Below are 22,214 nucleotides of genomic sequence, written 5' to 3'. Positions count from 1 at the left end.
AGTTGATAACCTTTGAACCTTTGTCACTCAAAACCTTTGCACCTTATTAAAAAATATCATAAAATGAAAGTATTAAAATTTGGCGGAACTTCGGTTGCCAATGCTCAAAATATAAAACTCGTTCTCGAAATTGTTAACCAAAAAGCTAAAAATGACAAACTTGTTGTTGTAGTTTCAGCGCTAAGCAAAGTGACAGATTTACTGCAATTGGCGGCGGCAAAAGCGGCGGCAAACGACGAAAGCTTTAGAGAAGTTGTTGCCGAAATCGAGAAAAAACATCTTGATACACTTAAAGAACTGATTCCTGTAAGCGAACAAAGCAGTCTTTTAAGCCACGTAAAAAGAATCATCAACCATTTAGAAACTTTATTAGACGGATGTTTCTTGCTTGGCGAATTATCTCCAAGAACTGCTGACACTATTTTAAGTTTTGGCGAATTACTTTCTTCATTCATCATTGCTCAGGCATATCAGCAAATCAGTAAAGATGCAGTTTACAAAGACAGCCGTGAATTAATTAAAACTGATAATAACTTCGGAAAAGCAGTTGTTAACTTTGAAGTTTCGAATAAATTAATTCAAGAATATTTTGCTTCGAATAAATCAAAAATAAATATTCTTCCAGGATTTATTGCGCAGACTTTAGACGGAATCACTTCGACTTTAGGACGCGGTGGATCTGATTACACTGCTGCAATTATCGCTGGAGCAATCGATGCGGAACAATTGGAAATCTGGACTGACGTAAACGGAATGTTTACTGCAAATCCAAAAATTGTAAAACAAGCACAGCCAATTGCTAATATCTCGTATCAAGAAGCAATGGAATTGTCTCACTTTGGTGCTAAAGTTTTGTATCCGCCAACAATTCAGCCTGTTTTAAGAAAAAACATTCCGATTTTAATTAAAAATACTTTTGAACCAGAAGCTGAAGGAACTTTAATTTCAAATCAGGTTTCATCAAAAGATACTGTTGTAAAAGGAATTAGCCATATCGATCATATTTCGCTTTTAACTCTTGAAGGTCCAGGAATGATTGGAGTTGCGGGTTCTTCTAGACGTTTGTTTGAAGTATTATCTCAAGAAAAAATCAACGTAATTTTTATTACTCAAGCTTCTTCTGAGCATTCAATCTGTATCGGAATTTTGAATTCTGATGCTGAAAATGCTGAAATTGCGATTAACAGAGCTTTTGAAATCGAAATTTCGCAGAACAAAATCGATCCTTGCTACGTAGAAAAAGACCTTTGTATTATTGCTTTGGTGGGTGAAAACATGAAAAATCACCAAGGTTTGAGCGGAAGAATGTTCTCTACTTTAGGAAAAAACAACGTAAACATTCGTGCGATTGCGCAAGGTGCTTCTGAAAGAAATATTTCGACTGTAATTAACGAAAGAGACGTTAAAAAAGCGTTGAATACTTTACACGAAAACTTCTTCGAAGAAAACACAAAACAGCTGAATTTATTCGTAATGGGAGTTGGAAATGTGGGAGAAAAATTCATCGAGCAGATTCACAATCAGAAGAAATTCTTAAAAGATGTTTTAAAAATCAACGTTCGCGTTATTGCTTTGTCTAACTCAAGAAAAATGATTTTTGACGAAGATGGAATTTCATTAAAAAATTGGGATTCGGCTTTAGCAGAAGGTGAAACAGCAAGTATCGAAGGATTCATAAAACGTGCAGAAGATCTGAATTTACGTAACAGCATTTTTGTAGATATTACTGCAAACGCAACAGTTTCTGAAGCCTACGAAAGATTCTTAAAAGAAAGTATTGCCGTTGTAACTTGCAACAAAATTGCCTGTTCATCTGCTTACGACAACTATAAAAAATTAAAAAACCTATCTCGTCAATACAATGCTCCTTTCTTGTTTGAAACAAATGTTGGTGCGGGATTGCCAATTATCGATACAGTTAAAAATCTTATTGCATCTGGAGATAAAGTGCATAAAATTCAAGCCGTTTTATCTGGAAGTTTGAACTTTATTTTTAACAATTTTGACGAAAACAACTCTTTCCACGATGTAGTAAAAGAAGCTGGAGTTCAAGGATTCACAGAACCAGATCCAAAAATTGACTTAAGCGGAATCGATGTGGCTCGTAAAATCCTGATTCTTATTCGCGAAAGCGGTTACGAAATGGATATTGACGCTATTGCAAACGAATCGTTTTTACCAGCCGAATGTTTAGCAACAACAAACAACGAAGATTTCTTTGCATCGTTAATCAAACACGCTGCTCATTTTGAAGGTATTTATAAAGAAGCTTTAGCCAAAGATTCAAGATTGAAATACGTAGCGCAATTCGAAAACGGAAAAGCAAGCGTTGGTCTGCAATTCATCCCGAAAGATCATCCTTTCTACAATTTAGAGGGAAAAGATAATATCGTGCTTTTCTACACAGATCGTTACGTAGACCAGCCTTTATTGATAAAAGGAGCCGGTGCTGGAGCTGCGGTAACAGCCTCAGGAATTTTTGCAGATGTTATTCGAATAGGTAATATTTAGAGGTGCTAAGGTTCTAAGATACTAAGGTTCTGAGTTTTTTTCAAAACTAATCTTAGCCTCTTAGAATCTCAGAACCTTAGAAACTAAAAAATAAACAGTTGCAAAGAAAAACTTAGAACCTTAGCATCTTAGCAACTCAGAACCTTTAAAAAGAAAATGGAAATAAAATTATTCTGTCCCGCTACAATCGCCAACCTCTCATGCGGATTTGACGTATTGGGACTTTGTTTAGACAATGCGGGCGATGAAATGATTGTTCGAAAAGTCGATCAAAAAGGAGTTCGAATCACTAAAATTGTCGGTGCCGATTTGCCTTTGGAAACTGAGAAAAACGTTTCCGGAGTTGCGGCTTTGGCAATGCTTGAAACTTTAGACGAACTGGATTTTGGATTCGAAATCGAAATTTATAAAAACATAAAAGCTGGAAGCGGAATCGGAAGCAGTGCTGCAAGTTCTGCCGGAGCGGTTTTCGGAATTAATGAATTATTAGGAAGACCATATTCTCGTAAAGATTTGGTTCAGTTTGCGATGCAGGGTGAGAAATTAGCCAGCGGAAACGCACATGCCGACAACGTTGCTCCTGCCCTTTTAGGCGGATTTACTTTGGTAAGAAGTTATGCGCCGCTTGATATTATTAGAATCGATAGTCCAGAAGAATTGTACGCAACGGTGGTTCACCCGCAAATTGAGTTGAAAACATCTGATGCACGTTCGGTTTTGAAACAAAATGTTTCCTTAAAAAGCGCCATCATGCAATGGGGAAATGTGGGCGGATTAGTAGCAGGACTTTACACTAAAGATTACGAATTAATCGGACGTTCGCTTCATGACGAAATCGTTGAGCCTTTAAGAAGTGTTTTAATTCCAGGTTTCGATCAAATCAAACAAACCGCTCTTGAAAACGGCGCTTTAGGTTCTGGAATTTCAGGTTCTGGCCCGTCGATTTTCGCTTTAAGCAGAGGAAAAGAAACCGCCGACCAAATCGCAAAAGCCATGAGCGAAGTTTACGAAAAAATGAATTTACCGTATGAGATTCATGTTTCGAAGATAAATCCTGATGGAGTAAGAATTTTGTAGAAGAGTATTAAGTACGAAGAATTAAGTATTAAGACAAAGTTTGTCAGGCTGAGCGGTTCCGAGGCTTCGGGAGAAGCCCGCGCAAAGTATAACCGCACAGTTTGTCATAACCATACAGTTTGTCATCCTGAGGAACGAAGGATCACACAAGAAGCTCGACAAAGATTGGATTAACGTTGCGGAGTTACTTGCGAAGATTTCTCCTTTCAGTCGAAATGACAAACTTTGAGAATTTACTTTATGTCAATACGTTGCGCGGGCTTCGACGGAGTTTATCCTGAGGAACGAAGGGCTCAGCCTGACAAAAGTAGCCTATAATTAAAAATATAATTTATTGGAATTTGGAATTTAAAAATTTGGAATTTCCCTCCAAAAAATCTAAAATCTAAAATCTAAAATCTAAAATATCAAAATGAAATACTACAGTTTAAACCATAATGCCCCAAAAGTTTCTTTTCAAGAAGCTGTTATACAAGGATTAGCAACTGACAAAGGATTATATTTCCCAGAAAGCATCACACCGCTTGATCCTTCTTTTTTTGATAAAATCGAAAGTTTAAGCCACGAAGAAATCGCTTTTGAAGCGATTAAACAATTCGTTGGCGATGAAATCCCAGCAGAAAAACTAAAAGAAATCATTGCAGAGACTTTAGTTTTTGATTTTCCGGTGGTGAAAGTCGAAAACGGAATCTATTCGTTAGAATTATTTCACGGACCAACAATGGCTTTTAAAGACGTTGGAGCACGTTTTATGTCACGTTGTTTGGGGTATTTCAATAAAGACAAAAAAGACGCTAAAAACACTGTTTTAGTAGCCACTTCTGGAGATACAGGCGGAGCCGTTGCGAGCGGATTTCTAGGCGTTGACGGCGTTGATGTTGTCATTTTATATCCGTCTGGAAAAGTGAGCGATATTCAGGAAAAACAATTGACTACTTTAGGGCAAAACATAAAAGCACTGGAAGTTGACGGCGTTTTTGACGATTGTCAGGATATGGTTAAAAAAGCATTTTTGGATGAGACTCTGGCGCATAAAAACCTGACTTCTGCCAACTCGATTAATATTGCACGTTGGTTGCCGCAAATGTTTTATTTCTTCTTTGCTTACAAAGCGTTGAAAAGCCAAAACAAACCTTTAGTTTTTTCTTGCCCAAGCGGAAACTTCGGGAATATCTGCGCTGGAATTATGGCAAAGAAATTAGGTTTGCCAATTGAACATTTCGTTGCGTCTACAAACGTAAACGACACCGTGCCAAGATTCTTAGAAAACGGAAAATACGACCCGAAACCTTCTAAAGCGACAATCTCTAACGCCATGGACGTTGGAAACCCAAGTAACTTTATTAGAATTCAGGAATTATACAATAATGATTTAAAAGCTTTCGAAAAAGACTTTTCTTCTTATAGTTATACTGACGAAGAAACGCTTGAAGCCCTAAAGAAAATTTATAACACAGACGGTTATATTGCAGAACCGCACGGCGCTGTTGGTTATTTAGGTTTGAAAAAAGAACTAGAAAAACACCCTAACGCAATTGGTATTTTCTTAGAAACGGCGCATCCTATTAAGTTTTTAGATGTTGTTGAACCTGCTTTGGGAATCACACTTCCTATTCCTGCTCAAATTGAGAGTGTTATCAATGAGGAGAAAGTTAGTGTGAAGATTGGGACTTATGAGGAGTTGAAGGCGTTTTTGAGATAGTAAATTTATAACTCGACATATAAAAACGGCTGAAATAATATTTCAGCCGTTTTTTTAATAAACTTTACCATATTTGTATTCTTTAATACTTAGAAAAAAGCAATGAACAAAATCAAAGAAATCTTAATACTGGAAAAACATTTCGATTTATCACTCGAAGAATACGATAAAGCTTACCCACTATTTGACTATGAAAATTGTAATAGCTTTGAACTAAATGAAAAAAATGAAGTAATTGGATTAAATTTAAGCTATAACAATATCACTGATCTTTCAGCACTCAAAAATTTAAAGTCACTAAAATATCTTCAATTAGAAAGTAACGAAATTAGTGACATTACAGCCATAAAGGATTTAGCGTCTATTACTTTATTAAATTTAAGCTACAATAACATTTCTGATTGTTCTGCGCTTACAAATTTTAAAAATATAACTGATCTAAATTTAGAAACGAATGTAATTACCGATATATCATTTCTAAAAAACTTAATAAAAATTGAATCATTAAACCTTACTAGTAATCGTATTACTGACTTATCTGTTTTAAAATATTTAAAAGCAATTACAGATTTAAGCTTAGGTTATAATGAAGTAATTGATTTTTCAATACTAAAAGAATTAGTTACACTAACTTCTCTTAATGTAAGCAATAATTTTATTGATGATTATTCTTTTTTAAAAAAACTAAGTAACTTATCTTTCCTAAACATAAGTAGCAACCAAATTTCTAACTTTTCTTTTATAAAAGATTTAAGTCATTTAAAATCGTTAAATTTATCAAATAACGATATATCAGAGATTAATTTTGTAAAAAGCCTAATAAATATCAATCATTTAGACTTGAGCAATAATATGATTTATGAGCTATCAGTTTTTGAGAACTTTAATTCTGAGATAATTTCACTAAATTTAAACAATAATTCTATTGATGAAATTTCAGCTTTAAAAAACTTAATGAGCATTAAGTTTTTAAATTTAGATCGTAACAATATTGTCGACATTTATCCTTTAAATGCTTTAAAAAATATTACAACTTTAAGTTTAAGCGAAAACTTAATCTCTGACATTTCTGTATTAGGAAACTTAAATAAACTAGAAAGCTTAGATTTACGAAATAATCATATTTCAGATATTAAATCAATCAAAGATTTGATATATCTTAGATTTTTAACGATAAGTGACAATAAAATTTTAAATATTTCTGCCTTAAAAAATTTAAAACAACTCAATTCCCTAATTGCTTGGGCTAATCAAATTACGGATATCAGTCCAATAAAAAATTTAACTAAATTGAGAAATTTAGATTTTAGCAATAATCAAATTGCAGATATATCACCATTGGAAAATCTAATTTTAATTGAAAATTTATATTTAGATATTAATAAAATCTCGAATATTAATGGTCTTAAAAATTTAAGCAAATTAAATCTTTTAGTTTTAGAAGACAATCAAATTTCAGATTTCAGGCCAATTGAAGGATTAATTAGAAAATTACATGTAATAAAAGAAACAGACAGAGGATATAATGAGGAAGACGGAATATACCTTTCGCATAATATTTCTACGATTCCGCCTGTAGAAGTTATAGAACAAGGTAATGAAACTATTTTACAATATTTTAACGATGCTACTAAGTATGGACTAAAAGCATTAAATGAATGTAAACTAATTTTAGTTGGAGAAGGTGGCTTAGGTAAAACAAGTTTAATGAAAAAAATAGTTGGCCTACCTTTTTCAAAAGAAGTAACTACTCATGGAATTAATAAAAAATCGTGGAATGAAGTAATTAATGAAAATGGCGAAAATATTAAAGTTAATTTATGGGATTTTGGAGGGCAACATATTCAACATTCATTACATCAGTTTTTCCTAACTGAAAAAGTTATTTATATATTATTATTAGATCCTAGAAATGATACAAAAGCACTTTATTGGATGGAACAAATTGATAAATTAGGTAAAGATTCTGAAGTATTAATTGTTTATAATTGTAAAGATTCGAAAGATCGAGATTCTCATAATAATAAAAATTTTTTTGAATTAAGAAAGACTTACCCTAATTTACGAAACCCATTTGTATTGTCTTGCAAAGATAATTATGGATTTGAAGAGTTTAAATCAGAATTAGTAAGCACAATTTTAAGTCAAAATGATTTACTTGTTCAATATCCTCTTAATTGGTTTAAAATTAAAGATGAATTAGAAAAAGATGTTACCATTAGTAAAAATTATATTGCATATAATGAATATGATTTAATTTGTAAGAACAACAAATATACTAATGAAACAAATAAAAAAAATCTTCTCAAACAGCTCGACAAAATAGGTTCAATTGTTTTTTTTGACAAACCTATATTAAATGATTTGCAAGTTCTAAATCCAGATTGGATTACAACAGGAGCATACTCAGTAATAACATCTGAAATAACTAGAAATAAAAAAGGGCATTTAAACTATAATGATTTAAAAGAAATTTTTAAAGATGAAAAATCCTTCTTTGCAAACGAAAAGATTAAACTAAAATATAAAGAAAAAGACTTCCAATTTATTTTAGCATTAATGACAGACTATGACTTATGCGTAATTAACCCTTTTGAAAAAGATGAATATTTAGTTCCTTGTGCATTTGAAGGTGAAAAACCTGTAGAATTTGACAAATACAAAAAAGAAAGTACTAGATATCGCTTTCAATTTGAATCTTCTTTTGAAATGTTAATCATGTATCGTTTTATGGCGCGTAATATTTCAAATTGTGTAAAAAATGGTTATTGGCAATCTGGTATAGTAATAAAAGATCAACATAGCAAAACTTTTGCACTTGTAGAAACAAACCTTCATTCAAAAATAATTGATTTTTGGATTAAAGGTGATAATATTAGAGGCCTTTGGGAAGTATTAAGAAGAGATATCAAAGATATAAACTCTAAATATTCATTAAAATTTAAAGAAGAAGTTCTTTATATATCTCCAGAAAATAGAAAAGAGGTCTTTTTATCTTATGATGAAATGATTGATAGCCTTAAAAATGGACTTAGTGTAATACCTTACCATCCTACCTACAGAATTCGTAATATAGATGTATTAAAAGTAATTGATAATTTTGAAGATTCACAAAAAATATTAAATGCAATGAATAAAGAAGGTCATGTTTTTAACGTCAGAGGGAATTTCATAACAAATGGGAATACTCAAATAGGAGGACAAAATAACACGCAAAACTCCTATATAAATAATTATTCTAATAATACTCAAATTCAAGAATTAAAAGATATTCTGGAAGATTTTGAAGATGTATCAAAAGATAATAAGGAATGGCAGGAAAATTTCTGCAATGCATTAAAAGAATTATATCGTTTGGAACAAGCTAGTGATGAAATAGATGAAAAAAAATCAATTTCTAAACTACAAAAGTTTTTCACAAAAGCAAAAGAGGTAAAAGATTGGGTTGCTATAAGTGTACTACCAGCAGAAATTGCAACAAAAGGAGCTAAAATGATGGAATTAGGAGAACAACTATTTAGTTTCATTACAAAATAGAAATTAATCGATTTTAAGACTCTTATTAGTAAACACAAAGAAATTTAGAACCAATTGGAGCGTTCATGAGCGAAATGCTCGCGATAGCAATTCAACATAAAAAAAGAGGTCATATTAAGACCTCTTTTTTCATTTATATATGTTTTAAAAAATTATTTCCCATTCAATAACTTCTCCAAATACTCAACTTTATCTTTTTCAGCTTGCACCAAACGTTCGTAAAGTTCAACCACTTTATCTAAAGGATTAAAAGTACAACCGTAATTGCCTGTAGTAATAGCACCGTGATCTTGAAAAGTATTCCCAATAATATTAAAAACCGCTTCTTCCGAAAAGTTTTTAATTGCTTCAACAGAAACTCCAAGAGCTTTTGCTATTTCAATTAGTTTTTGTTCATCTACAGTTTCGCTGTTTTCAATAGCCGAAATCGTCTGCTGATTTGTTCCTATAGCCTGTGCCAGTGATTCCTGTTTCATATCTTTAAGCTCTCTGATACGGCTTATATTTCTGCCGATATGTTTTGGTTTTGTTGCTGTACTCATAATTCAAAGATATTTAAAATTCTTAAACGAAAATAAATTTCCGTAAAAAACAAAGCTGTTTTTGTAAGATACTATTTTCATATTTTCTATATTAGCCTCGAGAGTAATTATCAATTATTAATCTTATCGTAAAATGGCAGTTTGGCAATATCTTTTAATCGTAGTTCCTGAAGATTCTATTGATAGCAATTACGAATGTATTTTTAAAAATAACAAAACAGAATTTCTCCCAGAAACTGATTCTTTTTGGAATAGCTTTAATGGCGATATTCCTTCAATTATCTCTGAACTTGACAAAATTATCCCTAAAGCTAATTGGGGAAATGAGACTTATTTAAACTGGAAAGGAAATGGAAATAAGGATGAAGATAATGATGCCTGTATTTGTTTAAGCGATGATAAATCAAAAATTGAAAGTTTTCAATTTCGAATTGATTTAAGAAAAGCTTCCAATATTACTGACGTTTTGCAATCTATTTTAAATCTTTGCAAAAAAAATCACTTCATTTTAATTGATTTAAAGGGAGAAATTTTTAAACCAAATTTAGAGGATATTTTCAAAAGTATTAAAGCCTCAAATGCTACAAGATTTTTAAATGATCCCATACAATTTTTTGAAGATTTAAGTGAAAATAATTCAGATGAAACAAGAACATAAACTTATCCTTGAGTTACTAGAATCTTATTTGGAAAAGAATCCAAGTCAGAGATTTGGACAGGCATTGTTCAATCTTAATATTAATGAATTTCAGAAAACTACAGACCCAAGAAATCCGAATTATAATATCAGAGATATTCATGGTGACAATGATTTAGATATTATTGAACGAATCAAAAATCGTTTAGATTTGATTGAATCACAGAAAAATAATTAGTTCTCTCGCGCTAGCAAATGCGCACAATATTAAAATCAATTGCCTCCAGCTTTAGCTGGAGGTTTAGTTTTGTATAGTAAAAGGCTTTAGCCAAAAATGCACGAAAGATTAGGCTAAAGCCTTTTTCTAATATACTTTACTCCTACAGCTAAAGCTGTAGGCAATTCATTTTTTAGTTCCCAACAAATACAAAATCTTTGCAGGTCCAGATTTTACTTTTCCAACTTCCCAATTAAAACTGTCTTTGTTCTCTAATTTAGAAATCAATTCGTTCATTTCTTCAACAGAATAGGTTCTTAAAGAAGAAACCACACCATCCCACAAAACCAAAATGGGCACAATTGGAATTAAATACGTAAAAATGATTCTGCCAATTTTAAACGGTCTTATAAAAGGCGTTGTCAGCAAAACAGAAATCGGCGACAATATCATCGCTACAATACTTGGAACGCTTCTCTCCTGCCCTTCAAAAATCGCGATGGAACTATTACTATCAATCGTATTTTGCAGAATTTGCTGTGCATCTTTCGGTTTAAAATGATGAAAGGATAAAAATTGGGTTCGAAGTCCTTTTAAGTTTTCAGGAACGTTTCTGGCATCAACAGAGGTTTTTACAAAATCGAAATTATCTGCTTGTTTTTGTGTATGTTCAAATGCTGGAATATTAGGAAAATAATCGGTCAATAGAATTTTTAAATCGGGATTATTTTTTCGCAATTCGTTATTCAGCCAAATCAGTCCACCACCGCCACCCGAAGCTAAATCTATAATTTGATTGGTTTGGGTTTCTTTTAAAGCTTTTTCAATTACAGGAACAATGCCTTTGTACATGGCAGTTTTATTCGAAAGAAACTGCAAAAAATCAGTCATATAATTTCTAATAAACTCTGGAAGCCATTGTTGATCTTCAAATTCAAACAAGTGTATTCTGCTCATACTTATTGATTTTGTGTTCTATACAAATTTCAATATTTTTATTTAAATATTTACTTACATAAATCAAAAAACTTCTTTTCATTTCACATCAAATTGTAATTTTACAACTCACATTTTACAACTCACATTTTACATTTCACCTTTTACAACAATATATGATTACAAAAGCAACAATAGAAGACATTCCAGCATTAACCATCTTAATTAACTCAGCATACAGAGGAGAAACCTCAAAAAAAGGCTGGACAACTGAAGCGCATTTACTAGAAGGAAAAAGAACCGACGAGCAGGAAATGACCGAAATCTTTCTTGATCCAAAAAATACAATTCTGAAATTTACAGAGAATGACAAAATAATTGGTTCAGTTTTATTGGTTGAAAAAGGACATCAATTGTATTTAGGAATGCTAACCGTTTCTCCAGAACTTCAAAACAGCGGAATCGGAAAAAAACTTTTGGCTGAAGCCGAAAATCATGCAAAATCTTTAGGTTTATCGAGTATTATTATGACGGTAATTTCAGTTCGCGAAGAGCTTGTGGCGTGGTACAAACGTCATGGTTATGTAGATACAGGAAAACGTGAGGCTTTCCCTGAAAGTGAAATTCATGTTACAGTTTCTGAAGAGCCTTTGGAATTTATATATTTAGAGAAAAGTATTTAAGTTTTTCTTTTGCCACGAAGGCTCGAAGACACGAAGTTTTTTTAATCTCGCAATCCCGATAGCTATCGGGAGTAAAGTCGCAAAGTTTTTTTTCTTTGTCGAGCTACTTGTGATCCTTCTCCCGAAGCCTCGGGATCGCTCAGGAGGACAAAAAATGAGAATAAATCATTAAAATATTCAATAAATGAACATACAGCTTTTCTCTAAAAAAAACACTAACCCCTCTATTTGGAGTGGCGGATTGACATACGAATATATGATCTATCCAAAAACCGCAAATTATGCCGATAGAGATTTTGTATTTAGAATAAGTAGTGCTACAATAGAGCAAACGCCTTCAGAGTTTACCAAATTTAAAGGTTATTACCGATATCTCGTTATGCTCGATAATGGCTTAGATGTTGAGGTAAACAAAGAAAAAAAGGTATATGAGAAATATGAAATCATGGAATTTCATTCGGATGATGATGTAACTTCTTTCACAAAAGGCATTGATTTTAATTGGATGGTTTCTGAAAAAATATCCCATCATAAACTGGAAATAGCCAATAGTAATCAGAATTGTAATGCTGACGTAGTAATTTTATTTTCTTTACATGCAACAGCTATTTCAATTAATGAAAAGGCACACCATTTAGAACCTTATGATTTATTGGTTATTGAAAATCCAAAAAAGGAAAATGTAATGCTTCATTTTTCTAATGAATGCCTGTTTGGGATATTGGATTTTTAATTCTTTGTTTTAAGTCGTTTTGCCGCGAAGACACAAAGGCACGAAGATTTTTTAATCTCGCAAAGTCGCAGAGATTTTTCACGCAGATTTAAAAAAATTTAAGCAGATTTAAAATAGATCATTTATTAAATTAAATCTGCCTTAATCTACAAAATCTGCGTGAAACAAAAATCATTTTAATCTCTTTAATCTGTGGCAAATACCTAGACGCACCGCAGTGCGCCTCTACAGAAAAACCTTTGTCACTTTGCATCTCTGCACCTTTGATCCTTAAAAACTAAGATACCGTTCTCTTAATCTTCGAAAGAAACTCGTGCGAAACGCCCAAATACGATGAAAGATTCTTATTATTTATCGAACTTACCTTTTGCGGATAACGCTCTTTAAAATCCAGATAACGCTGTTTCGAAGTTTTATTAAGAACATCTAAAAGTCGCTGTTGAATCGCAACATTAGCACGTTCAATCATAAGAACATGAAACTTAATGAGTTTTGGTATTACGGCAAATAAATACGCTTTTTGCATTTTATTTATTACTACTATTTCACTGTCTTCGATTGCTTTAATGTTGTAGGTGGTTGGTTTTTGGTGATAAAAACTTTCCAGATCACACATCCATTCGTTTTCGAATGAGAAGAAAATGACAGTTTCAGTTCCGTTTTCGTTTAAAATGTAGGTTTTGAACGATCCTTTTAAAATAAACCCTTCATAACTGTTGTTCGAATTTTGAATTTGTAGGAATTGATTCTTTTTAAGTTTAATGAGTTCTGCTTTTGAGACAATAATGTCCCATTCTTCATCAGTGAGCGGAATCTTTCGCTCAATGTTTTTTCTTAGTAGGTTGTACATTCTTGTGGTTTTTGTTTAAGGAATAAGTTTGTTTATCCATTCATCATTAATTAGGGGCTTAATCAATGTAATCGATTACGTAAAAATACGCTATTTGTGCATTTTTGTAAATTAACAAGTGTTAAAAAAAGACATTTCGTAGAATTTTTTCCGAAAGTTTGAACTTGTTCAACTTTTTTCCTACAGATAATTCTGAGTTTTGCGCTGTTAAACTTTTATAAATAACCAAACTTATTATGAACTTAAAATCAAAACTTTCAATGTTCGCAGCAACATTGCTTTTCGGATTTACAGCATGTAATTCTGAAGAAATTGCTTCAAACACAGAAGCAGGTGTCCAAACAAACGAAACAACAGTTGAAACTCCTGCAACTAACCCGACTGCTAAAATCGGAAACTGCGCTGAGGTTCCAGGTTGGGCTTCACAAAACGGCGGAACAACTGGTGGTGGATCTTCTGCCGAGACTACTGTTACAACTTACGCTCAGCTAAAATCGGCTATTGAGAACACTTCTGTAAAAGTGATTAAAGTCTCTGGAACAATCACAGTTACTACAAGATTGTCATTTCAGGATCAAACAGGAAAAACGATTTACGGGGCAAGCGGTGCAAAACTGGTTTCAACAAATCAGACAAAAGATGCTTCTGGAATTATTAACATCAAAAGATGTAAAAACATTATCATCAGAAACTTGATTTTTGAAGGTCCTGGTGCTTATGATACTGATGGATGGGATAATGCCATTCTGGATGAATGCACAAATGTTTGGGTGGATCACTGCGAATTTAGAGATGGTGTGGACGGAAATTTCGACATCAAAAACAAATCTGATTATATTTCGGTTACGTATTCTAAATTCCACTATTTAAAACCTCCAAAAGCAGGTGGTTCTGGAGGATCAGATGATCATAGATATTCAAATTTAATTGGTTCAAGCGATGGTGCAACTGCTGACCGTGGCAAATTAAGAATCACTTTTGCAAGATGCTGGTGGGCTCCAGGCTGTAAAGAAAGAATGCCTAGAGTTCGTTTTGGACAAGTGCATATTGTAAACAGTTTCTTTAACAGTACAGTAAGCAACAAATGTATTGCTGCAGGATTTGAAGCAAATATTCGCGTAGAAAGCAACGTTTTTGAAGGTGTAAAAAATCCAATCGATTTAATGACAGGCTATACTGCTGTTACAGCTACAGATAATGTTTTTACAAGTGTAACAGGAACTCAAGTAGGAAGCGGTACTGCTTTTACTCCGCCTTATTCTATCGTGAAATTGGCTAAAACTGCCGTTAAAGCTGATATTTCTGCAAATGCAGGACCTACTTTAGGCGGAAATGTTTGTGGATCTTTTTAATTGAATTAGTATAAAAAGTAAGTTAGTTTTTAGTTAGAACCACGGATTGCAGCGATGCAGTTCGTGGTTTTTTATTTATTTGCCACGAAGACACAAAGACGCTAAGTTTTTTTTAATCTCGCAAAGTCGCAGAGTCGCAAAGTTTTTTTTCTCTTTACCATATAAGTTATATAAGATAATCTAAGCTATACCTAAAATGAATTTATATTACCTACATGGTTAAATTACTTTGCGACTTCACGCCTTTACGAGATTTTTTTACGCAATGTCAAACGCACTGTCCGTCTCTACAGAAAACCTTAGAACCTTAACATCTTAGAACCTCAGTACCTTTTTTAAAGCACTAACTCCTCAAACAAACGTTGAATCGTTTTTTCCAAATCCTGACACAAACCTGGATGCGGTCTTGAGGTTTGAATTGCCGAACTTCTTATAGCTGTTAACCATCGAAAACGTTCCGGAATCTCAAATTCGGCGATTGGACCACCGTCTTTGGCTCCTTTGGCGATTTTTTCTAATGAAGTTAAATTACATTCTAATTGCTCGATGTCGAAATCGGCAGAAAGGGCTTGTATTTTTTCTTTATTTAAATGAAAAAGAACCTTTATAAATTTGGCTTTTTTGCAAAACAAAATGATTCCGATATTCAGGAATTCTTCGCGCTCTACCCTTGGCACAACACGAATCACAGCATATTCGTATAAGTGATTATCTTGCATTTTGAGCCTGATTTACAAATATTTCTGAATTCTCTAATCTTGTTTTTAAAAACTGCAAATAAACGTTTCGCAATCCTTCTGGAGTTTCGTCTGCGTCTTCCCATTGCAGCCAATCTAATGGAATTGTATTGACAATTTCTTCTAAAATTTCTGGCGTTAAAATCGCTTTAAATTCGGCATCAACTTCTTTTAAAAGTGAAGCTTGCGGTAACAAAACGTGATCTTTTATTAACGCAAACGGACTTTTAGCGTGCTGTTCCCAATTGTTCCAAGAATGGTGGAAATACAAACAAGCGCCGTGATCGATCAGCCATAATTCTTTATGCCAAATCAGCATATTCGTATTTTTGAAAGTTCGGTCAACATTGGTGATATATGCATCTAACCAAACAATTTGAGAAGCTAATTTTGCATCTACAGTTGTTACAACAGGATCGAATGTAATTGCGCCAGATAAAAAGTGAAGTGCCAAGTTTAATCCCTGACTTCCTTGCAATAAATCCTGAATTTCCTCGTCTCCTTCGGTTCTCCCGAAAGCTTCGTCAAGGTTCGCGAATACTAATTCTGGTAATTGTAATTTTAATGCTTTTGCTATTTGTCCGCCTACTAATTCGGCGATTAGGGCTTTTACGCCGTGTCCGGCTCCCCTGAATTTTAATACGTATTTAAAGTCGTCATCGGCTTCTGCCAAAGCGGGTAAAGAACCGCCTTCGCGCAGTGGCGCTATATATCGCATGACGTTTACTGTTCTTAAGTCGAAATTTTTCATATTACAAACTTAATGATTTTTGATTTTAGATTGTAGAGAGTATATTTTAGATTTTTTTTCTAACTGAGAAGTTTTTTTGTAGCGCAAAGTTCACGGAGGTTTTACGCAAAGAGCGCTGAGTTTTTTTGAGTTTGCTTTGCTTTTTTTAAGGTCACAAAGTTTTTTATTGCAGAATAAAACATTTGACTTGTCATCCTGAGGAACGAAGGATCACACTAGGAGCTCGACAAAGATTGGCGAATTACTTTGTGGTTACTGTGTGGAGTTTCTTGTGTGACCCTTCGTTCCTCAGGGTGACAAAACGTAAAACTAATTATCTAATTGACACATTCTCTAATTCTCTAATTCTAAAAAAGCTTTTCCAAGATACTTAATAATAGTAGAAGCCGTAAAAGACTCATAACCCGTTTTGGGCAAGGCTAAATCGGCTGTTAGTCCGTGGAGGTAGACGCCAAATTTTGAAGCGTATTTGGGTTCGTAGCCTTGTGCTAAAAGACTGGTGAGGATTCCGGTTAAGGTGTCGCCGCTTCCTGCGGTTGCTAAAGCTGCGTTTCCTGTTGTATTTTCGTATACCGAAGTTCTATTTATAATGAATGTCGGAGCGCCTTTCATGACAATAATAACTTTGTATTTTTCTGAAAAAGCGATTGTTTTTTGAAATTTTTCGGCTTCTGAATTCCATTTTCCAATCAAGCGTTCTAATTCTTTTGGATGAGGTGTTAGAATCGTGTCTTCGGGAACTAATTCCAGCCAGGATAAATTTTCAGAAATGATGTTTAAGGCATCGGCATCTAGAACTAAAGGCGCTTTGTTGACTCTTAAAAATTCAAATAAGGCTTTTTGTGTTCCAAGTTCCTTCCCTATTCCGGGTCCAATTCCAACTGCTTGCGGGATTAATGGCAAATGAATATTGGTAATGAAATTTGTGTTTTCATCGGTTACAGTCATTACTTCTGGAATGGAGATTTGAAGGATTTGATAACCGCATTTTGGTATAAAAGTTGTTACGAGCCCGCAGCCTGATTTGAGACAAGATTTTGAAGCCAAAACTGCTGCTCCTATTTTGCCATAACTTCCGGCTATAATCACCGCATGACCTTGTGTTCCTTTGTGTGCTTTGGAATCTATTGGTTTGTATAATTTCAGAATCTCTTCTTTTGTAATTAAATGCGATGATTTCATTCGAATGCTTTTATATAATAAAATTACGTAAAAAATTGAGAAGATGATTTTTCTTTTTGAAACTGTCAGCCCTAGCCCTGATAGAAGCGGCATCTCCCGATTTAGAAAAACAAGGCTCTTTAGCCGTAGTTTTTGTTTATCGGGAATATAGCGGATAGCAGGAAATAGCTCCTGATTATTGCGAAATTTATAATTTAAGGCATTCTAATTCGATATTTTTTGAATAGATTTGCAGAACAATTTTATATAACAACACAATGAAAAATACTGCGCTTACGCACATACATGAGGGTTTGGGAGCGAAAATGCTGCCTTTTGCAGGTTATAACATGCCTATTACATACGAAGGAGTTAATGCTGAACATGAAACAGTTCGTAATGGTGTGGGTGTTTTTGACGTTTCGCATATGGGTGAATTTTTGTTGACAGGTCCAAATGCTTTGGCTTTAATTCAGAAAGTGACTTCAAATGATGCATCGACTTTGACAATTGGAAGAGCGCAATATTCTTGTCTACCAAATAATGAAGGCGGAATTGTTGACGATTTGATTATTTATAAAATGAAAGAGGAAGAGTATTTGCTAGTTGTAAATGCTTCTAATATTGAAAAAGACTGGAACTGGATTACTTCTCACAATGATTTGGGAGTTGATATGAAGAATCTTTCTGATGAATATTCTTTATTGGCAATTCAAGGTCCAAAAGCGGTTGAAGCTATGCAGTCTTTAACTTCTGTTGATTTGTCTGCGATTACATATTACCATTTTGAAGTGGGTGATTTTGCAGGTTTTAGTGATGTAATTATTTCTGCAACTGGGTATACTGGTTCTGGAGGTTTTGAAATTTATTGCAAAAATGCTGATGCTGAAGCAATTTGGAACAAGGTTTTTGAAGCTGGAGCTGCTTTCGGAATTCAACCGATTGGTCTTGCTGCACGCGATACTTTACGTTTAGAAATGGGATTCTGCCTTTACGGAAACGATATTAATGATACTACTTCTCCTCTTGAAGCTGGTTTAGGATGGATTACTAAATTCACTAAGGATTTTACAAATTCTGAAGCACTTAAAAAGCAAAAAGAAGCTGGTGTTACAAGAAAATTAGTTGCTTTTGAAATGCAAGAGCGCGCAGTGCCAAGACACGATTATGAAATTGTTGACGGCTCTGGAACGGTAATTGGAATTGTAACTTCTGGAACTATGTCTCCTTCTATGAATAAAGGAATTGGTTTAGGATATGTTACTGTTGCAAACAGTGCTGTTGACAGTGATATTTTTATTAGAATTAGAAAAAATGATGTTCCTGCTAAAGTGGTAAAATTACCTTTTTACAAGAAATAATTTAAACCTATAATTTGAAGAATGCATTACGTTTGTAATGCATTTTTTTTTGTCTCAAAATGAAAAAAATCGGGTTAATTCTTTTCTTAATCTGTTCGTTTAACGGTTAAAAACTTTTTGTCGTCGATATTTCAATAAAAATACTACAATTTGTAAAAAAATTAGTGTAACTTTAATCATGAACCCACGAATTTCCATTTATGAAAAAGATTTCACTACTCCTTTTTTTGCTGACATCAACTGTCTTTTTTGGTCAGAACAGCGCAGAAACTTGTGAAATATTAAACAAAATAAATGCGCTTATTCAAAAAGAGCATCTTAGACCTAAACCTGTTGATGACAGCTTATCTGTGTTCGTTTTTGACAATCTCATTAACGATCTGGATCCTTCGCGCAATATCTTTTTTAAGAGCGAATACGATGAATTGGCTCAAAAATACCGTTACAATCTTGATGATTTAATTTTAAAGAATGACTGCAGTTTTCTTAGTGAAATTAAAGCGAAATATGTCGATGGCCTTATACGAACTAAAAAAGTTTTAGAAAAAATTCAGACTCTGCCTATTGATTACAATAAAAAAGATACGATTCGTTTTTATAAAAAGTCTTTTGCCTTTTATCTTAAAAAAGAAGACATCGAAAAGGTTTGGGTAAAAAAACTGCGTTATCAAATTTTAGACGATATTGCTGAAACAAGTGAAGATTTAGATTCCATAAAAGCTAATTTTAAGACCATTGAACAAGCTTCAAAAAATAGAATTGTCTCAAATGAAATTTGCCGTTTTACGACTTTATTAGAAAGCAATGCTAAACAGGAAGAAAAGTTATACAATTTCTTTTGTACTTATTTTGATCCTCATACGGCTTATTTTAGTGATGATTCTAAAACTAGTTTTGTGGCTTCGTTATCAAAAGAACATTTATCGCTTGGAATGACGGTTAATTTGAATGAGAAAAACGAAATTATCATTGATGAAGTAGATCCAAATGGTCCTGCATATCAAACTGGACAAATAAAAAAAGGCGATCAGATTATTTCGATTTCAAATCAAAAAGAAACCCTTCAAGTTTCTTGTGCTTCGCTAGAGTCTATTTCTACCATGATTTTATCTGAAAACAACAAACATATTACACTTACTTTAAAACGTAATTCGGGTAAAAGTTTTGATGTTTACATCGAAAAGCAAATGATGAAAGATGAAGATAATTCTGTTTTCAGTTTCATTATTGGCAAGGACAATAAAATTGGCTACATAAAAATTCCAAGTTTCTATGCAGATTTAGATGGAAACAGCAGAAAAGGCTGTGCTGATGATGTCGCACGCGAAGTTATAAAACTCCAAAGAGATAATATTAAAGGTCTTGTAATTGATCTTATTGACAACGGCGGCGGTTCTATGGAAGAAGCTATAAAACTTGCCGGAATGTTTGTAGATTACGGTCCGCTTTCTATTGTAATTGATAATAAAAAAGAGAAATCGGTTATAAATGACCCTTTTAGAGGTGTTATTTATAGAGGTCCAATTGTCGTTTTGGTTAACAGCAATACGGCTTCGGCAAGCGAATTCTTTTCTTCTATAATGCAGGATTATAATCGTGCTTTATTGTTAGGAAGCAATACACTTGGGAAAGCGACAATGCAGACTATTCTTCCGCTTGACGAAGAGAAAAATACGGATTTCTTAAAAATTACGATTAATAAATTTTATAGAATTACAGGAAAAAGCCATCAGTATTTTGGTGTAAAACCAGATGTTGTCCTTCCTGAATTTTATGAGGATATTTATCAGAAAGAAAGTGATTTTCCGACTGCTATTAAAAACGATAGTATAGAGCCTTTCTTAAAATATAAAACGTATGTAAAGCGAAATTTGATTGATAAAATTGCCAAAAACAGTTCAGATAGACTTGCAGATAATTACTTTTTTAACAATATCAAAAAGATCAACCTTAAAATAGATCAGATTGTAAATACTCCAAAGTCTGAAATTCCGATGACATTAGATGCGGTTTTCAAACAGAAAAAAACGCTTAATGCTCTTTGGACAGAGATTAATACTTTTAATGACGAGAATAATCCACTGGATGTTTATAATTCGAGTATTAATCAGTTTTTACTTGGCGCTTCAAATGAAAAAGCGATTAACCAATATCAAATGGATAATCTCAAAACCAATCCATACCTGAACGAAGCCGTAAATATTATAAACGAGTTTAATGGGATGAGTAAATAAGGGATTTGTTTCAGGTTTCAGGTTTCAGGTTTCAGGTTTCAGGTTTAACTGTATGAGAAGTTTTTTTACCGCAAAGTGCGCAAAGGTTTACGCAAAGAAATTTTTAAGTTAATTTACAAAATAAACGAGCTCGCAAAGCTTTATCCATTTAGCTTTGCGAGCTTTGTGTTTATAAGCGTAATCTTAAATAAAAAAACTTTGCGAACTTTGCGGTTAAATTCAACACAAACCAAGTAACTTGAAACCTGAAACTTTAAACCTTAAAACTGAAACAAAAAAGAACAATTTTGTTTTTGGAAAAATAAGGAATAACCGTATTTTTGCATCACAAAACTAAAAATTAGAAATGGGAAGAGCATTCGAATTTAGAAAAGGAAGAAAAATGAAACGTTGGTCTGCAATGGCCAAAACATTTACCAGAATTGGTAAAGATATCGTAATGGCTGTTAAAGAAGGTGGTCCTAACCCAGATGCCAATTCTAGATTAAGAGCTGTTATACAAAACGCGAAAGCTGCTAACATGCCTAAGGACAATGTGGAGCGCGCGATTAAAAATGCTAGTAATAAAGATACTGCTAACTATAAAGAGATTTTGTTTGAAGGATATGCTCCTCACGGAATCGCTATCTTGATCGAAACTGCTTCTGACAACAATAACAGGACTGTAGCAAACATTCGTAGTTATTTTAACAAATGTAACGGAACAATGGGAACTCAAGGTTCTGTTGAGTTTATGTTTGATCACACTTGTAATTTCAGAATTGCAAATAATGGTCTTGATGCTGAAGAATTAGAATTAGAACTTATTGATTTTGGTGCTGAGGAAGTTTTTGAAGATGAAGACGGAATCTTAATCTATGCTCCTTTTGGAAGTTTTGGTGCTTTACAGAAAGAATTAGAAAACAGAGGTCTTGAAATTTTATCTTCTGGTTTTGAGCGCATCCCGCAAATCACAAAAGAATTAACCGAAGCTCAAATCGCTGACGTTGAAAAATTAATCGAGAAAATCGAAGAAGATGATGACGTTATGAACGTTTATCATACAATGAAAGAAGAATAGTCTTTCTATAAAAACATATTTTAAAAAAGCTCTGGATTTTTTCTAGGGCTTTTTTTTATTGATACTATGTCTTGTCCTGAAATAGCGATACACAAAAAGTATCATTATGGAAAAAGATCAAGAATTGCGCTAT

The 22,214-nt window shown here is 33.3% G+C and carries 18 protein-coding genes; 12 read left to right on the top strand and 6 right to left on the bottom strand.

Annotated elements, in window-relative coordinates; genetic code table 11:
- Nucleotides 1-63 precede the first annotated feature (63 nt).
- From thrA to DM444_RS01030, 4 genes are all read left to right on the top strand, one after another.
- Nucleotides 64-2,511 carry a bifunctional aspartate kinase/homoserine dehydrogenase I gene (gene thrA / locus DM444_RS01045; RefSeq protein ID WP_111283168.1) on the top strand — a complete coding sequence of 816 codons (2,448 nt, stop codon included), beginning with the start codon at nt 64-66 and terminating at the stop codon, nt 2,509-2,511.
- Nucleotides 2,512-2,667: 156 nt separating this feature from the next.
- The gene (locus DM444_RS01040) at nt 2,668-3,588 is read left to right on the top strand and encodes a homoserine kinase (protein ID WP_111283166.1); all 921 of its coding nucleotides are present in this window, start codon (nt 2,668-2,670) and stop codon (nt 3,586-3,588) included.
- Nucleotides 3,589-4,000: 412 nt separating this feature from the next.
- Complete coding sequence (gene thrC / locus DM444_RS01035; RefSeq protein WP_111283164.1) at nt 4,001-5,290, top strand: threonine synthase; 1,290 nt, start codon at nt 4,001-4,003, stop codon at nt 5,288-5,290.
- A gap of 102 nt (nt 5,291-5,392) precedes the next feature.
- Nucleotides 5,393-8,827, top strand: a complete 3,435-nt coding sequence (locus DM444_RS01030) for a leucine-rich repeat domain-containing protein (protein WP_111283162.1) — start codon at nt 5,393-5,395, stop codon at nt 8,825-8,827.
- 152 nt (nt 8,828-8,979) lie between these two features.
- On the opposite strand, the gene DM444_RS01025 is transcribed toward DM444_RS01030, so the two are convergent.
- Entirely contained in the window at nt 8,980-9,369 is a 390-nt protein-coding gene (locus DM444_RS01025; protein ID WP_111283160.1) for a helix-turn-helix domain-containing protein, read from the bottom strand.
- A 133-nt stretch (nt 9,370-9,502) separates the two neighbouring features.
- Here DM444_RS01025 and DM444_RS01020 point away from each other — a divergent pair, with 133 nt between their 5' ends.
- Both DM444_RS01020 and DM444_RS01015 read left to right on the top strand, forming a co-directional pair.
- Nucleotides 9,503-10,027 (top strand): hypothetical protein, encoded by a 525-nt coding sequence (locus tag DM444_RS01020; protein WP_111283158.1) that lies wholly within the window; start codon nt 9,503-9,505, stop codon nt 10,025-10,027.
- Nucleotides 10,011-10,244, top strand: coding sequence for a hypothetical protein (locus tag DM444_RS01015; protein WP_012024635.1), 234 nt, complete (start codon nt 10,011-10,013; stop codon nt 10,242-10,244). The genes DM444_RS01020 and DM444_RS01015 overlap by 17 nt, the downstream gene beginning before the upstream one ends.
- 165 nt (nt 10,245-10,409) lie before the next feature.
- Here the strand turns inward: DM444_RS01015 and DM444_RS01010 are convergent, their stop codons facing one another.
- The gene (locus DM444_RS01010) at nt 10,410-11,180 is read right to left on the bottom strand and encodes a hypothetical protein (protein WP_204251655.1); all 771 of its coding nucleotides are present in this window, start codon (nt 11,178-11,180) and stop codon (nt 10,410-10,412) included.
- Nucleotides 11,181-11,335: 155 nt separating this feature from the next.
- On the opposite strand from DM444_RS01010, the gene DM444_RS01005 reads away from it, so the two are divergent.
- Nucleotides 11,336-11,842 carry a GNAT family N-acetyltransferase gene (locus DM444_RS01005; protein ID WP_111283156.1) on the top strand — a complete coding sequence of 169 codons (507 nt, stop codon included), beginning with the start codon at nt 11,336-11,338 and terminating at the stop codon, nt 11,840-11,842.
- Nucleotides 11,843-12,026: 184 nt separating this feature from the next.
- Nucleotides 12,027-12,575, top strand: coding sequence for a HutD family protein (locus DM444_RS01000; RefSeq protein WP_111283154.1), 549 nt, complete (start codon nt 12,027-12,029; stop codon nt 12,573-12,575).
- Nucleotides 12,576-12,852: 277 nt separating this feature from the next.
- Here DM444_RS01000 and DM444_RS00995 read toward each other — a convergent pair whose 3' ends face one another.
- Entirely contained in the window at nt 12,853-13,425 is a 573-nt protein-coding gene (locus DM444_RS00995; protein WP_111283152.1) for a Crp/Fnr family transcriptional regulator, read from the bottom strand.
- A 236-nt stretch (nt 13,426-13,661) separates the two neighbouring features.
- On the opposite strand from DM444_RS00995, the gene DM444_RS00990 reads away from it, so the two are divergent.
- Nucleotides 13,662-14,777 carry a pectate lyase family protein gene (locus tag DM444_RS00990; RefSeq protein ID WP_111283150.1) on the top strand — a complete coding sequence of 372 codons (1,116 nt, stop codon included), beginning with the start codon at nt 13,662-13,664 and terminating at the stop codon, nt 14,775-14,777.
- Between the two features lie 335 nt (nt 14,778-15,112).
- Here the strand turns inward: DM444_RS00990 and DM444_RS00985 are convergent, their stop codons facing one another.
- The 3 genes from DM444_RS00985 to DM444_RS00975 all read right to left on the bottom strand — a co-directional run bounded on the left by DM444_RS00985 (nt 15,113) and on the right by DM444_RS00975 (nt 17,447).
- Nucleotides 15,113-15,496, bottom strand: a complete 384-nt coding sequence (locus tag DM444_RS00985; RefSeq protein ID WP_111283149.1) for a DUF3037 domain-containing protein — start codon at nt 15,494-15,496, stop codon at nt 15,113-15,115.
- On the bottom strand, nt 15,486-16,265 hold the full coding sequence (locus tag DM444_RS00980) for a HipA family kinase (RefSeq protein ID WP_111283147.1): 780 nt from the start codon (nt 16,263-16,265) through the stop codon (nt 15,486-15,488). Before DM444_RS00980 ends, DM444_RS00985 begins: the two co-directional genes overlap by 11 nt.
- Nucleotides 16,266-16,598: 333 nt before the next feature.
- Nucleotides 16,599-17,447: an NAD(P)H-hydrate dehydratase gene (locus DM444_RS00975; protein ID WP_111283146.1), complete on the bottom strand. Its 849-nt coding sequence runs from the start codon at nt 17,445-17,447 to the stop codon at nt 16,599-16,601.
- 257 nt (nt 17,448-17,704) lie between these two features.
- Here DM444_RS00975 and gcvT point away from each other — a divergent pair, with 257 nt between their 5' ends.
- From gcvT to DM444_RS00960, 3 genes are all read left to right on the top strand, one after another.
- Nucleotides 17,705-18,787, top strand: a complete 1,083-nt coding sequence (gene gcvT, locus DM444_RS00970) for a glycine cleavage system aminomethyltransferase GcvT (RefSeq protein ID WP_111283144.1) — start codon at nt 17,705-17,707, stop codon at nt 18,785-18,787.
- A 200-nt stretch (nt 18,788-18,987) separates the two neighbouring features.
- On the top strand, nt 18,988-21,021 hold the full coding sequence (locus tag DM444_RS00965; RefSeq protein ID WP_111283142.1) for a S41 family peptidase: 2,034 nt from the start codon (nt 18,988-18,990) through the stop codon (nt 21,019-21,021).
- A gap of 346 nt (nt 21,022-21,367) precedes the next feature.
- Nucleotides 21,368-22,081: a YebC/PmpR family DNA-binding transcriptional regulator gene (locus tag DM444_RS00960; RefSeq protein ID WP_026729302.1), complete on the top strand. Its 714-nt coding sequence runs from the start codon at nt 21,368-21,370 to the stop codon at nt 22,079-22,081.
- Nucleotides 22,082-22,214 lie beyond the last annotated feature (133 nt).

Origin of the sequence: Flavobacterium ginsenosidimutans (genome assembly GCF_003254625.1) — a bacterium.
Taxonomy (GTDB): Bacteria; Bacteroidota; Bacteroidia; order Flavobacteriales; family Flavobacteriaceae; genus Flavobacterium; species Flavobacterium ginsenosidimutans.
This window is presented reverse-complemented; position numbering and strand designations above follow the sequence as displayed.

What these genes read in the sequence shown, in the direction of transcription:
- DM444_RS01020 (WP_111283158.1), top strand. Translation starts at nt 9,503, where the DNA reads ATGGCAGTTTGGCAATATCTTTTAATCGTAGTTCCTGAAGATTCTATT.
- DM444_RS00960 (WP_026729302.1), top strand. Translation starts at nt 21,368, where the DNA reads ATGGGAAGAGCATTCGAATTTAGAAAAGGAAGAAAAATGAAACGTTGG.
- DM444_RS01025 (WP_111283160.1), bottom strand. Translation starts at nt 9,369, where the DNA reads ATGAGTACAGCAACAAAACCAAAACATATCGGCAGAAATATAAGCCGT.
- DM444_RS01030 (WP_111283162.1), top strand. Translation starts at nt 5,393, where the DNA reads ATGAACAAAATCAAAGAAATCTTAATACTGGAAAAACATTTCGATTTA.
- gcvT (WP_111283144.1), top strand. Translation starts at nt 17,705, where the DNA reads ATGAAAAATACTGCGCTTACGCACATACATGAGGGTTTGGGAGCGAAA.
- DM444_RS00990 (WP_111283150.1), top strand. Translation starts at nt 13,662, where the DNA reads ATGAACTTAAAATCAAAACTTTCAATGTTCGCAGCAACATTGCTTTTC.
- DM444_RS01040 (WP_111283166.1), top strand. Translation starts at nt 2,668, where the DNA reads ATGGAAATAAAATTATTCTGTCCCGCTACAATCGCCAACCTCTCATGC.
- DM444_RS00965 (WP_111283142.1), top strand. Translation starts at nt 18,988, where the DNA reads ATGAAAAAGATTTCACTACTCCTTTTTTTGCTGACATCAACTGTCTTT.
- DM444_RS01015 (WP_012024635.1), top strand. Translation starts at nt 10,011, where the DNA reads ATGAAACAAGAACATAAACTTATCCTTGAGTTACTAGAATCTTATTTG.
- DM444_RS00980 (WP_111283147.1), bottom strand. Translation starts at nt 16,265, where the DNA reads ATGAAAAATTTCGACTTAAGAACAGTAAACGTCATGCGATATATAGCG.
- thrC (WP_111283164.1), top strand. Translation starts at nt 4,001, where the DNA reads ATGAAATACTACAGTTTAAACCATAATGCCCCAAAAGTTTCTTTTCAA.
- DM444_RS00985 (WP_111283149.1), bottom strand. Translation starts at nt 15,496, where the DNA reads ATGCAAGATAATCACTTATACGAATATGCTGTGATTCGTGTTGTGCCA.
- DM444_RS00995 (WP_111283152.1), bottom strand. Translation starts at nt 13,425, where the DNA reads ATGTACAACCTACTAAGAAAAAACATTGAGCGAAAGATTCCGCTCACT.
- DM444_RS01010 (WP_204251655.1), bottom strand. Translation starts at nt 11,180, where the DNA reads ATGAGCAGAATACACTTGTTTGAATTTGAAGATCAACAATGGCTTCCA.
- thrA (WP_111283168.1), top strand. Translation starts at nt 64, where the DNA reads ATGAAAGTATTAAAATTTGGCGGAACTTCGGTTGCCAATGCTCAAAAT.
- DM444_RS00975 (WP_111283146.1), bottom strand. Translation starts at nt 17,447, where the DNA reads ATGAAATCATCGCATTTAATTACAAAAGAAGAGATTCTGAAATTATAC.
- DM444_RS01005 (WP_111283156.1), top strand. Translation starts at nt 11,336, where the DNA reads ATGATTACAAAAGCAACAATAGAAGACATTCCAGCATTAACCATCTTA.
- DM444_RS01000 (WP_111283154.1), top strand. Translation starts at nt 12,027, where the DNA reads ATGAACATACAGCTTTTCTCTAAAAAAAACACTAACCCCTCTATTTGG.